We start from the raw sequence: 14,057 nt of genomic DNA on the forward strand, positions 1-14,057 counted from the left end.
TATACGCCCCTACTCATACACTTACTTACCTACAGCTTGAGCAGTAGCACCCAGCATTGAGGGATCGATTGAAACGCCCAATCCTTCAGCTACACGACGACCATAAGAAATATCTGCCCGGAAGAAGTGGCAAAGCTGGCGCATTTGGATGTCCTGTCTCGCTTGACTAAGACTACCGACAATATTTTTAGCAAGACGTTCTTGCTGTTCAGGAGTTAGTAACCGATAGAGATTACCTGCTTGGGTATAATCGTCGTTTCCTTCACGATGACTGTAACGATCGACTGTGACATCGCCCAAATGACTGGGTGGTTCTGCATAAGCTGGATCTTCTTTGGGCGTACCCTCAGCACTATTCGGTTCATAGTTAGGAACGCTACCGCCGTTGTTCCCCGATGCCATAAAGCCATCTCGCTGATAATGCATCACTGGACATTTGGGCTGGTTGACAGGTAGTTGCTGATAGTTACCACCCAAACGATACCGTTGAGCATCTGGGTAAGAAAAAATTCGAGCTTGCAGCATTTTGTCTGGAGAGAAACTAACGCCAGGAACCACTGCACTAGGGCTAAAAGCGGCTTGCTCTACTTCGGCGAAATAATTTTCAGGGTTCCGATTTAGCTCTAATATCCCGACTTCAATTAAAGGATATTCCCCTTGTTTCCAAACTTTGGTCAAGTCAAAAGGATTATCTGGATGTTTTTCTGCTTGCTCCTCGGTCATCACCTGAATACACATCCGCCATTTGGGATAATCTTTGTTAGCGATCGCTTCAAATAAATCATGAGTCGCATGATCAGGATTTTCGCCCTTAATCTTAGCCGATTCTTCCTCCGTCAAGGTTTGATGTCCTTGCAGAGTCTTAAAATGAAATTTGCACCAGACGCGATTGCCTTCAGCATTAATTAAACTGAAGGTGTGGCTACCAAAACCGTCCATGTGTCGATGGTCTTTCGGAATTCCCCGATCTGAAAACAAGATCGTCACTTGGTGAAGCGATTCAGGACTGAGTGACCAAAAATCCCACTTTGCATTATGGTCTTTGCAATTAGTTTGGGGATTGCGCTTTTGGGTATGGATAAAATCAGGAAACTTGAGGGGGTCGCGGATGAAGAAAATAGGGGTATTGTTACCTACAAGATCCCAGTTACCCTCCTCAGTATAAAACTTGAGGGAAAAACCTCTAGGGTCGCGCTCGGCATCTGCTGAACCCTTTTCTCCTCCAACTGTAGAAAAGCGCAAGAGAAGTTCCGTTTTCTTGCCAATTTCAGAAAAAAGTTTGGCTTTACTGTAGCGGGTAATGTCATTAGTAATAGTCAAAGTGCCGTGAGCAGCCGCACCTTTAGCGTGGACAACTCTTTCAGGAATACGTTCTCTGTTGAAATGAGCCAGCTTTTCTAAGAGGTGGAAATCCTGCATTAATACAGGGCCACGCGAGCCAGCCGTGAGTGAGTTCTGATTATCCGCAACAGGAATACCGTCAGCAGTTGTCAATTTTTGGGGTTCAGTCATGTGTAAATAAGCTCTCCATTAAGTTACTCAGATTGCCCAGAGTAGATTTTAGTCAGTAGAGAGGCGAAAACTTACTGACACAGGTAACTAACTCATAGTCATAACGAGTTTATATATAAATCCTACTCGATATGATTATGAATTACAACAAAATTGCTTTGTATTTTTGGGAACTGTAAGGGGGTACATCTGTCATTGGTGCTAAAAGCCTTTTCCAATCTCGTTTCCAGCCTCTGGCTGGAAATGCAACTCAAAAGCGGCTCTGCCGCCAGTAAGAGAGGCGGCAGCCCCAGTCTCCGACTGCGAACGAGACAATCAAAAAGCTGGTTCTAGACTGGCTTTGACGTTAAGTTGACACCAATGATAGCTGTGCGCCTCTACCAATAAATGTGTTTTATAATGTAAAGACGCGATATATCGCATCTTTACTATTTTCATTTCAGGTATTTAGATGTTTGAGAATCAACGAGCAAACATCTGTTGCCTCAATTCGATTTTCATCAACTAGATGAGTTTGATGAGTGATAAACAGTGGCCCTTCGGCAACAGAAGTGGTAACGCTACCGTGAGAGCCACGTACTAGAGAAGCATCCAGAGGGATAACATCCATAAGGTAACGAAAACCTAGTTGTTTCTTAAGTAACTTGAGAGCAATTTTTCCTTGAGGAAATGTAATCTGCGGATCAAGGAAAAGTTCTACAGGATCGTAACCAGGTTTGCGGTGGATATCTACAGTTCTAGCAAAATCAGGAGCTTTCGCGTCATCAAGCCAATAATAATAGGTAAACCAAGTATCAGATTCAGCGATCGCTACCAACTCACCCGATCTAGGATGATCGAGGTGGTAGGCTTGCTTACCCTCTTCATCCAATACCTGCGCCACGCCTTCAGTCGCTTCTAAAAGCGATCGCACTTTCGGGATGTATGCCGGATCGTTCACATATACATGAGCAATTTGGTGATCGGCAACGGCAAAGGCAATACTAGCGCCAAAATCGAGCAGTTCTCGCCCTAATTCTTCTCGTATAGCAATTAAACCGTTTTCCCGTAATACGCGGTTCAAATCCACAGCTTTAGAAACCGGCGTAATGCCATACTCGGAAAGAATAATTACCTGAGTATTACGTGCTTGATAATATTCAATTAAATCGCCACAAACAGCATCAATTTCTCGCAAATCTGCTTGAATCTGTGTTTGATTGTTTCCAAATTTTTGCAGACAGTAATCTAAATGTGGCAGATAAACTAGTGATAATGTAGGGCTATAGCGTTCCTCAATCCATTTTGCGGAATTAGCAATCCATTGACTAGAACTAATGGAAGTTTTCGGCCCCCAAAAATCAAATAAAGGGAAGTTTCCTAAATCAGATTGAATTTGCGATCGCACATCACTAGGATGGGTATAAATATCAGGTAATTTTCTGCCATCTGCGGGATACATTGGGCGCGGCGTAATGGCATAATCTACTGAAGAATACATATTGTACCACCAAAAAAGGTTGGCACAAGTGAAGTTTGGATCAATAGATTTAGCTATATCCCAAACTTTGGGAGCTTGTACTAGTTTATTAGATTGTCGCCAAAACTTTACTTCACACTCATCGCGGAAGTACCAACCATTAGCGACAATTCCATGTTCATCAGGCCATTTTCCTGTTAAATAAGTAGCCTGAGCCGAACAAGTTACAGCCGGTAATACCGGTGCGATGGGAACTACTTGCCCTTTACTAACCCAAGAAGATAAAGACGGCGTGTTTTCTCCTAGTAAGCTAGGTGTTAATCCGACAACATTTAGAACAACCGTTTTTTGCATAAACTTAATCCTCTCTTATACCAATTTTAAAAAATTAACTAGAAATGCACGTGCAATTCGACAGCATTGGGGAATTGAAAACTCTGTTCATTAGACATTGGATGTCACATTCAGTGAGGATGAATCTCGAATTCGTTCTCTGCCCAGCCCACAGAATTTTGTTTTGTTACGTCGCATTGCCCTCAATGCCTTAGAGCGAGAATCATCTTTCCACCGCAGTATTCGCCAAAAGTCACGGCGAGCGGCTATGAATAATCAGTATATGGTTTCTGTGTTAGCTTCTGCTCTCCCAAGCTCAACACGCGAGCTATAATCCACCTGTCAATAGGCTTTGAGACGCGCTAGCCCTGCTTTTCTCGGTGAGATTCATCCAGTGTTAAAACCAGAGGGTCTTTTCTTTTGTTTTTTCCTTCCCTACTACTTTTCTTGGACTCAGCGTTTAGCTCATTTGCGGGGAGACTTTTATCATGACCACTTATATTCCAAAAAGATGGTGAAAGACCTCCTCAAGCAAACCAACTTTGAACTGCTTGACCTTTGGCCTCGGCAACTTCTACCTAAAAATAGTATTTCATACGCCAATTACCACGTTTTTGAATCTGTAGACCAATGGCTGAGTGAAAACACGCCCTTTAAATATATTGGAACTAACATTGAATTTGTTGCTTTTAAAAGTTAGACTGCTTGTTTCGTGAGCATGAATCTAGCTATTGCTAGATGCTGGAATTCTCTCAAACGCTATAATCTACATCTGTTGCACCGAGAGATTAACTTGTGGATGTCATATTAGAACGATCGCACCAATTAAAACAAGCCTTAGTTGATTTTGTCCTTGATGCTGAAGGGGAACTAGCAAAAGCACTGGAAACTTATGCAGCAGTACAGTCGCGCCGTGGGAGCGGAGATAGTACACAGCAGGACTTAATTATCGATAGCTTTCTGACAGATGGAAAAGTTGGTGATAAGTCTCCGTTAGAGTTGTTTATCGAAAGCCATCCAGATTTAGAAGAAAGCGATCGCAGCCTGATCAACAGTTGGCATCATAGTTTTATTGGCTTATTTGCCATAACCAATATTTTACCTGATGGGTTTGAATTGACGAACTGGTTGACAGATAAACACTACATCGTCAAACCAAACAATACTCAAACATTACAGGCAATATCTCGCTTGAAAGCAGGAGAAATCTTATTAACTCGCATTTCTCCTGTCACCGATAGCTATTGGATGTTTTCTGGCCCGTACACAATAATGGGTAAATTAGGTAAACCAAAACTTGCTGTAGCAATTGGTAATTTCAAAGAAAACTATAAAAGTAATCTTTACAGCGATGCTCCCGATTTACTAGAAGAAGCTTGGCAATCAGTAGAACAATATCATCAGCAGTTTGTGGACTTTTTTGGTACTGATGAAATCACACTATCTGGATACCAGCTTAATAAAAAAATAGCAGAATTTCAAGAAGTAATTACTGAGAAAACTTTTGCAGCCGCAGGAATTGATACTTCTAAATCTCTGGCTGAAGTGGCAGAAGCAGCTGGCATTGGCGACGAGGAAATAAAAGCCGCAGCACAAGAATTTGGTGCTGATTCCAACGTAGTCTCTGAAATGTTTAACAGCAAAAGCAGTAAGAGCAAAATGGTGATGCCAAAGGTTGATTTACCTGCTGAACTCAAGAAAGCGGAACAGGTAACGGCTCTCTCTCATCCCCGTTGGGGACAAATGTTTTTACCAACATATAGTAAGGTACAAGCAATTTTAGCAGCAGAAGATTGGCAAAGTGTTCAAGGTGCGGAAAAACTAGTTCGTTACTACTTGGAAGATAAAAGTATTAATGCCTTTATTTGGCATCGATTAGCGCAACAGTATCCAACTCAATTAGAAAATGTGTTGCAAACATTTTTGCAACGTCCAGAGTTTCACCTTGAAAGTGACTTGGATACACTTCTTTTAGAATTCCACAAACCTATCGAGCCAGAGTTGCCAGAAATTGCCAGTGTACCTATACATCTGCATAAATTATTTCAGGAAGCTTTAGGAGATGTTAACAAATCTAAGCCAAAGGGTAAAGGAGAACAAAAGCCAGCAAAAGGTTTTCAACGGGGTTAAGTAGGTCGGCAATCAAAAACCAACCTATGTAACGAAATGTAAAATCTTCCTAATTCGTTTGTAGTTGCGCGGTCTTCGGTAAAGCGCAACTACGAACCTTACTGAATTATTGCTTACCGGGTTTTAGCCTGAGTTGAAACTGTTAATACTTGCGGTGGTGTGGCATCCGGCGGATAGAGAAAGTCTACTTCTACTAAAGAGCGATCGCCTGGTTTCATCTTTAATAAAACTAACGGTTCCCCTGGTTGACCCCTCTTTTGCACTAAATGCACAAACTGAGTTTGTGGTTGATTTTGGTCATTTCTGTAACGTACCCGCACTGTCCCTCGGAAGAATACTTGACGAGCTGGTGTACTAAAAAAGCGTAACCCTGGTTTTACTAACTGATCCTCCTTCAGTGGTGTTTGTATGGATACACTCACAGTTTGAGGACTTTGAGTATTGTTGTATAGCGGCAACTTGAGATTATATTGAATTCCATAGTTGCCATGAGCGCGATATGCGGTGTCAGGATAGCGCACCAGCATAGGCGCACTTTGAATTTGACCAGTTCCTAATGTGCCACCATGCAGGCTACTTAGAGCGTAAGAAAACGCTTGACCAGCCTGGGGAATAGTTAGATACCTGGCTTTAGGATTATCTACTAATAAAGCTCTCCATCGTGAACCAGCAGCCACTCCAGCAACACGCCCATAAATTCTTGGCTTGCCAGTTTCCTCTAAGGGAGTGGGCGCTTTATCTCGTGGCCCGGACACATCACTATTATTGAGTAAATTTTGCCACTCTTCTAAAGTAGGCGATCGCTCACTGCGATCGGGGTTCATCTGTGCAAACATCGCTAGGCTAGCTGCATAGACAGTGCCATTACTTTGCAGTCGGATCAATGTAGACCGACCATTGAGGGGTGGTGTCAATCCCTGCACAGGAATTGGCAAATTTAGTAACATCCGACTTTGCTTTGGTGGAATCTCAATTTGGGCAGGGAAAATCTCTTGTCGCACTCCCCTAAGCACATCAGACATGACGCGATCGCCTGGCCCGGCAAAAACTTTACCTAAAAGATTTTGGCTAAAAGATGGTAACTGAATAAATGGTGCATCCGGTTGACTCAAATAACTCGCCGCCTGCCAAATATTAACCTTCACCGATTCCGAACTAGGATTATGTAAAATTATCCCTAAATAAAGAGAACGTAAATTCTCTGCTGGTTCAGCCCTCGCAACGTGATGGGCAAAAATATCAAATCGTCCCCGAAAGGGAAAATTCAGATGCGCTGTTGGCACTTTTTTCCCATCTGGTGGAAAGGTAGAAAGTAAAATCCCTTCTTTCAACACCAATTCTGGACTATTGCTATTAAACGTTGGCACTGTGTCCAACTTACCTGGTAAAGGTCGTACTTCTTGTGGTTGCACGACTTCTTCAGGCGGTGGTGTGGTAGGAGTTAATTGGGCTATCGGAAAAATTAGTAACAATGGCAACATATACTTACATATTTCTTTCACCATACAGACATTAACAGCTTGATGAAAGTGCCAGTTTGTTAATAATTAATACGAAATCGGCAAGAATCCCCATCAAATTTTCTTGATTTAGAACCGGAACGTGGACAAAAATGCAACGTGCCGTGAGTTTATTTTGGCTTAAGTAGTCCAATACTAAATAGTAAAGACCCTCACAGACAAATTTCCCACAGTCGTGGCTAATCTGAATTGCTGCTGTTTCTGCAACTAATTTTTCTAAATCAACTTCTGTCTGCAAAACAATTTCTCCACAGCTAGCAACTGCTTCCACACTTAATTGTGTACGGGTTGCAGCCATGCCACAACAGATGATGTAATCAGGTTGGATTGCATTGATTTTTTCCATTACCTGAGTGCTGGCAAGTTGCACATCTACGGGCAACTGTCGTAAAAAAGTTAAGTGATGTGGTATCAAATCAAGTTTGGTAACTTCAAATAATAAATCATCAGAAGAATTTGACTGTTGATCCTTTAGCCAAGTGTCAAAAGAAGTTAATAGAATTCTTTGCTTCATAACAAATATTATTTAGAATAGAAAAACCCTCCATAATAAATTTACAAGGAGCAGGTAAATGCCAGTAATTGCGGTCGTAGATTACGAGATGGGAAATTTGCATTCAGTCTGTAAAGGCTTGGAAAAAGCTGGTGCAACTCCTAATGTTACTTATTCTCTAAAGGAATTAGAGCAGGCAGATGCAATAGTCTTACCGGGAGTAGGAGCATTTGATCCAGCAGTGCAACACCTGCGAGCGCGTGGTTTGGAACAACCAATTAAAGATGCGATCGCATCTGGTAAACCTTTCTTAGGAATTTGTTTAGGATTGCAAATTCTCTTTGAATCAAGTGCCGAAGGTACTCAACCAGGACTAGGAATTATCAAAGGAAAAGTGCGGCGGTTTCGCTCAGAACCTGACATCACTATTCCTCACATGGGTTGGAATCAGCTGGAAGTGACTCAATCAAAAAGCATTTTGTGGGAGCATTTACCGGCCGATCCTTGGGTGTATTTTGTCCATTCCTACTATGTTGACCCAATAGACCCCCTAATCCGTGCAGCAACCGTTACTCATGGTACTCAAACCGTCACAGCTGCGATCGCCCATGAGAACCTGATGGCAGTCCAATTTCACCCCGAAAAATCCTCTAATATTGGATTGCAAATTCTGTCTAATTTCGTTGCTCAAGTACGCGAAAAAATTCCTGCCTAATATTCTTTTTCCATCCTTCATTTATCATTTTTCCTTTGTTAATAAATGAGAATGCCCAATGCCTAATGATCAATGAGTCTGAGAATTTACGGCAATCGCCAGCTAAAAACTTTACCTGGTAAAGAAACTAGACCCACTAGTGCGCGGGTAAGGGAGGCAGTTTTTAATATTTGGCAAGGAGAAATTGCAGGTTGTCGCTGGTTAGATTTATGCGCCGGTACTGGTTCAATGGGTGCAGAGGCTTTGTGTAGAGGAGCCAGCCAACTAGTGGGAATTGAACAATCGAGCCGAGCCTGTGCCACCATCCAACAAAATTGGCAGCAGGTAGCTAATGCCGAGCAAGAATTTCGGGTATTACGCGGAGATATCACCCAGCAGTTAAAGACTTTATCGGGCAAGCAATTCGATAGAATTTATTTTGATCCACCTTATGCTAGTGGATTGTATCAACCAGTATTAGAAGCGATCGCTCACCATCAACTTTTACATCCTAGCGGTGAAATCGCAGTTGAACACGCCTCACAAGGTTGGACACCGCCAGAGATTCCCGCTTGGGAAATTTGCCGCCAGAAAGCTTACGGCAACACATCACTTACTTTCTACAGAATTCGGAGTGAAAGATTAGGAGCAGATCAGGAAGATGAGGAACAATATAACAGACGCGATTAATCGCCTCTCTACCCCTAAAACGCGATTAATCGCCTCTCTACTTCCTCATCCTCCCAACTGATTCGGGCGCTTGTATTGCTTATAGGCAGCGTAAAACAGTCCGGCGAGGGTGACGAAAACTAGACCAAGGACAATACCTGATAGCAAGGGTTCAACCACTGAAAATCTCCTCTTTGTAATGATTAAATATTCTGTTGCTTGTTTTTGATTTTACCAAATTTCGTATGAATCCTGCATCCTACAGCTTTTTTGAAAGGTGATTGCCCACAAGAAAATAGTCTTCTGTGCTTGCAGACACAATCAAGAACTTTTAAGCTATGTGTAGGAATGAAAACTTTTTAGCACACTTAGACTTTCACAGCAAACCTTTTGGATAACCAGATTACCAAACCTGAAATTTTGATTCAGCGGATCGTTTTATGGACGCTGGCTATACTCCTAGCAGTCCCTTTGGGCTTTTTTGGAGTTCAGTTGGTTCAAGCCTCCGATCCATACGTCAAAAGTGTTCTATCCTTAACAGGAAACCCAGTTCAAGGACACGCTATCTTTCAAATAAACTGCGCTGGTTGTCATGGCTTGGAAGCAGACGGGCGAGTGGGCCCCAGTTTGCAAGCTGTTTCAAAGCACAAGTCTCGGTATGGGCTGATTCACCAAGTTATCAGTGGCGAAACACCACCAATGCCAAAATTTCAACCTAGCCCCCAAGAAATGGCGGATCTTTTAAATTATTTAGAGTCATTGTAGAGGTTAAATTTTTGGTTGCCGGCCACATAAATACCTCATAGAAAAAGGCAGCATATTGTACACTGCCTTTTTCAATATTTGGCAAATTCTAACAGACGGCGAGAATTTTATATATTTACAAAGCAAGGGTGGCTTATCACCAGCAGTCCATGTGCGCTGTCTTTTTTTAGTCGTATTTACGTAGAATATGTGTTAAAAGTTTATATAAACGGTATATTTAAAAGTATGCTAGCAAGTAAATATTTAATTATTGCGAAACAAGGTTAGCGTACCTAACTCGGTAAAATTAAAATGAAAGTTCCCATTGAATGGGTTACGCTTTAGCTTCTTTAACAAACTAGATATTCTTGAGATGCCCGAAAGCTAATGACTGAAGCGATCCAAATCGGTAATCGTACAATCACAGCTAGTGAACTTATTTCCTTACTGGCAAGTTACCAAATGCTGCCACAATTGCAGCGCGAATTGATCATTGATGAGGCGATAGCGCAAAACTCACGCTTTGCAAAGGTAGTAATAGAGTGTACACCTGAGGAAGTAGCCCAAGCTAAACAGCAGTTTTACGCTGAAAAACAGTTCAAAAATGAAGAAGACATCCAGGCTTGGATGGCAAATCAGGGGCTGACTCCAGATCAATTAGAAGTTATTACAACTCGTAAGCTGAAAATTGAAAAATTCAAGCAAGTCACTTGGGGTAATAAGCTGGAATCTTATTTTTTTCAGTCCAAGGCAAAATTGGACAAAGTAATTTATTCGCTATTGCGAACCCAGGATGTGGGAATTGCCCAAGAACTTTACTTCCGAATTCAGGCAAAAGAAAACTCTTTTGCTGACTTGGCGCGGGAATACTCACTTGGGCCAGAAGCTCAAACTGGTGGCTTGGTAGGCCCTATTGAACTGAATGCACTACATCCAGTAATGGTGCAAATGCTCTCTAGTAGTCAACCAAGTCAGATATTGCCCCCTACCCGCATCGCTGAATGGTTTGTGATTTTGCGGCTGGAAAAATTTATTCCAGCACAACTGGATGAATTTATGAAAGTGCGCCTGCTGAATGAACTCTTTGAAACCTGGCTACAAGACCAGCAAAAGCAAATAATGTCTGCACCACAAGGGGATGATACAGAGAAGGCGATAAACCTCTAACATAAGCATAGAAGTAATCTCCCATGCTTAGACTCAATACTCTTCAATATTGAAAATAGCGATCACTCTTTTAGTTTTTTCGACTGGACAAGCGATCGTTTTTCGTTTTTGACTTAATTCATATTTTAGGTGGAATTTCACCTCATTATTAGAAAAATAATAAAAGCAATATAGACGCAGCCTGTCGTAGACATCGCAACAGCTTAATCTACTTGTCCCATGTAAGTACCTATGCAAAATTAATTGTATATTCTTTTCCAAATTCTCGAATGACTTTTTCAACATAGTTAACTAAATTCTGCAAACTAGAGTAAGCATCTATTTCTATCCATTCATATTTCATAAATCGCCAGAGAATTTCTATTAAGTTCAGTTGTGGAGAATAGGATGGTAACAAAAATATTTCTAAATTTTTCTGCTTCCATTCGCTGATTTTATCCTGGTTTTTTTTGCTTCTATGAAATGATGCCTTATCCATAACTACCACCGTTTTTATGTGGATATTTTCCGCAAATTTATCAAGACAGGATATAACTACTTCACTTGTAATTCTGCCTTCAAATATATAGGCATCTAATTCTTGATGAATATTCATTAAATCAAGTACATTTAGTCTACGGCTTCGACTACTGTTGATGGTAATATTTTCTCCTTTTTCTTGCCATCCATAAGGTACGTAAGGCGTTAAAAAAAACCGCTTTCATCTAAATATCTTAAATCAATTTCACCACGTTTTTTTTGTTCTTTTAGTTTGGTAAGTACTAACTGTTTTTCCTTGTATTCTAAGGGTCTGGTTCTCCGGCTAATCCCCTTTTAAATTTTCTCCAGGTCATGGTCAAACTTTTTAATATCCGTTTTACTGTATCTTTACTAACTATTATTCCCCATTCTTCCCTAATTTTTGCCAATACTTTTTTTAAATCTTTTGGGAATAGTTTTACCCATTCTTTTATTTTTTGCTTTTGTTCTTCATTAAAAGTTGGTTTCCTCCCCCTTCCTTTTTGATTATATAATCCTAATAATCTTTTATCTTCCCAATCGTTCATCCAGTTATATACAGTAACTCTGCTTACTTGAAAAAGTTCTATCAATTCAGGAATTGTTTTGCCTTGATAGCTTAATAAAATACAATGCGCTCTTTGCCTAACTTGATAATGTACACTTTGTTTATAGCGGTTATCGATTGGATGAGAACACCAAAGTCCTTACTGTCAAATCATTTCAGCAAAGTTTTTGTATCTCACTCAACTGCATACCGCTATATATATTCTCTCTAATAATTTGGTTGTGTCAAAAGTCAAATCTCTAATAAATCGCATATTTTCTCTCTTTATTTACTATTAATAATTTATTTTATCAAATTATTTTTATAATGTATAATTAATTTTGCTGAAGTACTTAGTTACTAGCTGGTGCTGATCGGGCTGCGTTGCGTTGGGGGCTATCTTTGAGCGCACCTTATTGTTAGATACCAAACCAGTACTAGTAGTTGGCTGCACGAGCTAATCAACTTCAACAACAGCCAAAAGCCTTTGAAGGTGGGATTAAACAGCCTCCGCGAGCGTGTTGAAGGTGTATTTAACGAGGTACAAAATACCGGACATAATTTGGAACGTCTGCGGCGAAAGAAAGTTGATGGGATCTGCCTCCATGTTGCCGCTAAAATCACCAGTCATAACTCTGCGTATTTTTCTGCGTCAGAGCCAACTCCCCAGTACCAGCGCCCTTTTCAATATCGTAGGGCTGGGCAATGAGACAACCGCGCTCACGCCAGAAGTGATGCAATAAAGTGATTACCGATTGAAAATTCACGCTTGCTCCATCCTTAAGTTGGCACAGTGCATAAACCATTGTTGCCTAGAACCGGGCGCTGTAGGGAGTTTCAAAGGGACAAAGAAGCAATCCAAAGAAATTTTGGAAAAATAGTTGACACAATGAATTGGGTTCGCTATATTGAATAAGTGCTTGAAGCGGAGCGCGAAAGAGCGACGCATAAAAGACACCGAACCTTGAAAATATTATAGTTTGAAAGCGATTATACAGCAAGTGTATTGCGTCAAGCAAATAAAAATAACTAAGCTGAAGTTAAAAAAGAGCAGCTAAATGAGCTTATAGAGCTTTCCAAATTAAAACGGAGAGTTTGATCCTGGCTCAGGATGAACGCTGGCGGTATGCTTAACACATGCAAGTCGAACGGTGCTTTAGGGCACAGTGGCGGACGGGTGAGTAACGCGTGAGAATCTGGCTCTAGGTCTGGGACAACCACTGGAAACGGTGGCTAATACCGGATGTGCCGAGAGGTGAAAGGTTAACTGCCTAGAGATGAGCTCGCGTCTGATTAGCTAGTTGGAAGTGTAATGGACTCCCAAGGCGACGATCAGTAGCTGGTCTGAGAGGACGATCAGCCACACTGGGACTGAGACACGGCCCAGACTCCTACGGGAGGCAGCAGTGGGGAATTTTCCGCAATGGGCGAAAGCCTGACGGAGCAATACCGCGTGAGGGAGGAAGGCTCTTGGGTCGTAAACCTCTTTTCTCAGGGAAGAACACAATGACGGTACCTGAGGAATAAGCATCGGCTAACTCCGTGCCAGCAGCCGCGGTAATACGGAGGATGCAAGCGTTATCCGGAATGATTGGGCGTAAAGCGTCCGCAGGTGGCAATGTAAGTCTGCTGTTAAAGAGTGAGGCTCAACCTCATAAGAGCAGTGGAAACTACATAGCTAGAGTACGTTCGGGGCAGAGGGAATTCCTGGTGTAGCGGTGAAATGCGTAGAGATCAGGAAGAACACCGGTGGCGAAGGCGCTCTGCTAGGCCGTAACTGACACTGAGGGACGAAAGCTAGGGGAGCGAATGGGATTAGATACCCCAGTAGTCCTAGCCGTAAACGATGGATACTAGGCGTGGCTTGTATCGACCCGAGCCGTGCCGTAGCTAACGCGTTAAGTATCCCGCCTGGGGAGTACGCCGGCAACGGTGAAACTCAAAGGAATTGACGGGGGCCCGCACAAGCGGTGGAGTATGTGGTTTAATTCGATGCAACGCGAAGAACCTTACCAAGGCTTGACATGTCGCGAATCTTGATGAAAGTTGAGAGTGCCTTCGGGAGCGCGAACACAGGTGGTGCATGGCTGTCGTCAGCTCGTGTCGTGAGATGTTGGGTTAAGTCCCGCAACGAGCGCAACCCTCGTTTTTAGTTGCCAGCATTAAGTTGGGCACTCTAGAGAGACTGCCGGTGACAAACCGGAGGAAGGTGGGGATGACGTCAAGTCAGCATGCCCCTTACGCCTTGGGCTACACACGTACTACAATGCTCCGGACAGAGGGCAGCAAGC

Annotated in this window: 11 protein-coding genes, 1 rRNA gene and 4 pseudogenes (1 of these 16 only partly in view); 9 read left to right on the forward strand and 7 right to left on the reverse strand. The window is 42.2% G+C overall.

The features are described from left to right. Positions 1-21 precede the first annotated feature (21 nt). Together ANSO36C_RS18965 and ANSO36C_RS18970 are read right to left on the reverse strand one after the other, a co-directional pair. On the reverse strand, positions 22-1,512 hold the full coding sequence (locus ANSO36C_RS18965; protein WP_251955795.1) for a catalase: 1,491 nt from the start codon (positions 1,510-1,512) through the stop codon (positions 22-24). A 439-nt stretch (positions 1,513-1,951) separates the two neighbouring features. Beyond that, positions 1,952-3,325: an alkaline phosphatase family protein gene (locus ANSO36C_RS18970; RefSeq protein WP_251955796.1), complete on the reverse strand. Its 1,374-nt coding sequence runs from the start codon at positions 3,323-3,325 to the stop codon at positions 1,952-1,954. Between the two features lie 52 nt (positions 3,326-3,377). Here ANSO36C_RS18970 and ANSO36C_RS18975 point away from each other — a divergent pair. The 3 genes and pseudogenes from ANSO36C_RS18975 to ANSO36C_RS18985 all read left to right on the forward strand — a co-directional run. Beyond that, positions 3,378-3,638, forward strand: a pseudogene (locus ANSO36C_RS18975) (transposase); the annotation flags it as partial. A gap of 18 nt (positions 3,639-3,656) precedes the next feature. Beyond that, entirely contained in the window at positions 3,657-4,004 is a 348-nt protein-coding gene (locus ANSO36C_RS18980) for a hypothetical protein (protein ID WP_251955797.1), read from the forward strand. A gap of 95 nt (positions 4,005-4,099) precedes the next feature. Then, the gene (locus ANSO36C_RS18985; protein WP_251955798.1) at positions 4,100-5,434 is read left to right on the forward strand and encodes a hypothetical protein; all 1,335 of its coding nucleotides are present in this window, start codon (positions 4,100-4,102) and stop codon (positions 5,432-5,434) included. Positions 5,435-5,547: 113 nt separating this feature from the next. Here ANSO36C_RS18985 and ANSO36C_RS18990 read toward each other — a convergent pair whose 3' ends face one another. Together ANSO36C_RS18990 and ANSO36C_RS18995 are read right to left on the reverse strand one after the other, a co-directional pair. Further along, the gene (locus tag ANSO36C_RS18990; protein WP_251955799.1) at positions 5,548-6,915 is read right to left on the reverse strand and encodes a DUF3370 domain-containing protein; all 1,368 of its coding nucleotides are present in this window, start codon (positions 6,913-6,915) and stop codon (positions 5,548-5,550) included. A 31-nt stretch (positions 6,916-6,946) separates the two neighbouring features. After that, on the reverse strand, positions 6,947-7,468 hold the full coding sequence (locus tag ANSO36C_RS18995) for a pyroglutamyl-peptidase I family protein (protein WP_251955800.1): 522 nt from the start codon (positions 7,466-7,468) through the stop codon (positions 6,947-6,949). Positions 7,469-7,526: 58 nt separating this feature from the next. On the opposite strand from ANSO36C_RS18995, the gene hisH reads away from it, so the two are divergent. Together hisH and rsmD are read left to right on the forward strand one after the other, a co-directional pair. Further along, on the forward strand, positions 7,527-8,162 hold the full coding sequence (gene hisH / locus ANSO36C_RS19000) for an imidazole glycerol phosphate synthase subunit HisH (RefSeq protein ID WP_251955801.1): 636 nt from the start codon (positions 7,527-7,529) through the stop codon (positions 8,160-8,162). 72 nt (positions 8,163-8,234) lie between these two features. Next, a complete protein-coding gene (gene rsmD / locus ANSO36C_RS19005; RefSeq protein ID WP_251955802.1) occupies positions 8,235-8,831 on the forward strand; it encodes a 16S rRNA (guanine(966)-N(2))-methyltransferase RsmD in 597 nt (198 codons plus the stop codon). 45 nt (positions 8,832-8,876) lie between these two features. On the opposite strand, the gene petG is transcribed toward rsmD, so the two are convergent. Then, positions 8,877-8,990: a cytochrome b6-f complex subunit V gene (gene petG, locus ANSO36C_RS19010; protein ID WP_063721252.1), complete on the reverse strand. Its 114-nt coding sequence runs from the start codon at positions 8,988-8,990 to the stop codon at positions 8,877-8,879. 210 nt (positions 8,991-9,200) lie between these two features. Here petG and ANSO36C_RS19015 point away from each other — a divergent pair, with 210 nt between their 5' ends. Continuing rightward, positions 9,201-9,575, forward strand: a complete 375-nt coding sequence (locus ANSO36C_RS19015) for a c-type cytochrome (RefSeq protein ID WP_251955803.1) — start codon at positions 9,201-9,203, stop codon at positions 9,573-9,575. Between the two features lie 366 nt (positions 9,576-9,941). Beyond that, entirely contained in the window at positions 9,942-10,721 is a 780-nt protein-coding gene (locus ANSO36C_RS19020; protein WP_251955804.1) for a peptidylprolyl isomerase, read from the forward strand. 229 nt (positions 10,722-10,950) lie between these two features. Here the strand turns inward: ANSO36C_RS19020 and ANSO36C_RS19025 are convergent. Then, positions 10,951-11,905: pseudogene (locus ANSO36C_RS19025) on the reverse strand (IS630 family transposase). Positions 11,906-12,219: 314 nt separating this feature from the next. On the opposite strand from ANSO36C_RS19025, the pseudogene ANSO36C_RS35300 reads away from it, so the two are divergent. Next, positions 12,220-12,419: pseudogene (locus ANSO36C_RS35300) on the forward strand (IS982 family transposase); the annotation flags it as partial. Positions 12,420-12,434: 15 nt separating this feature from the next. Here ANSO36C_RS35300 and ANSO36C_RS19030 read toward each other — a convergent pair. Continuing rightward, positions 12,435-12,533 (reverse strand): annotated as a pseudogene (locus ANSO36C_RS19030) (glycine--tRNA ligase subunit alpha); the annotation flags it as partial. Positions 12,534-12,849: 316 nt separating this feature from the next. On the opposite strand from ANSO36C_RS19030, the gene ANSO36C_RS19035 reads away from it, so the two are divergent. Continuing rightward, positions 12,850-14,057: ribosomal RNA gene (locus ANSO36C_RS19035) — 16S ribosomal RNA — on the forward strand; it runs 281 nt beyond the window's last position.

The sequence above is a fragment of the Nostoc cf. commune SO-36 genome (assembly GCF_023734775.1).
GTDB classification, from domain to species: domain Bacteria; phylum Cyanobacteriota; class Cyanobacteriia; order Cyanobacteriales; family Nostocaceae; genus Nostoc; species Nostoc commune_A.

What these genes read in the sequence shown, in the direction of transcription:
- ANSO36C_RS18970 (WP_251955796.1), bottom strand. Translation starts at nt 3,325, where the DNA reads ATGCAAAAAACGGTTGTTCTAAATGTTGTCGGATTAACACCTAGCTTA.
- ANSO36C_RS18965 (WP_251955795.1), bottom strand. Translation starts at nt 1,512, where the DNA reads ATGACTGAACCCCAAAAATTGACAACTGCTGACGGTATTCCTGTTGCG.
- ANSO36C_RS18995 (WP_251955800.1), bottom strand. Translation starts at nt 7,468, where the DNA reads ATGAAGCAAAGAATTCTATTAACTTCTTTTGACACTTGGCTAAAGGAT.
- ANSO36C_RS19020 (WP_251955804.1), top strand. Translation starts at nt 9,942, where the DNA reads ATGACTGAAGCGATCCAAATCGGTAATCGTACAATCACAGCTAGTGAA.
- rsmD (WP_251955802.1), top strand. Translation starts at nt 8,235, where the DNA reads ATGAGTCTGAGAATTTACGGCAATCGCCAGCTAAAAACTTTACCTGGT.
- hisH (WP_251955801.1), top strand. Translation starts at nt 7,527, where the DNA reads ATGCCAGTAATTGCGGTCGTAGATTACGAGATGGGAAATTTGCATTCA.
- ANSO36C_RS18990 (WP_251955799.1), bottom strand. Translation starts at nt 6,915, where the DNA reads ATGTTGCCATTGTTACTAATTTTTCCGATAGCCCAATTAACTCCTACC.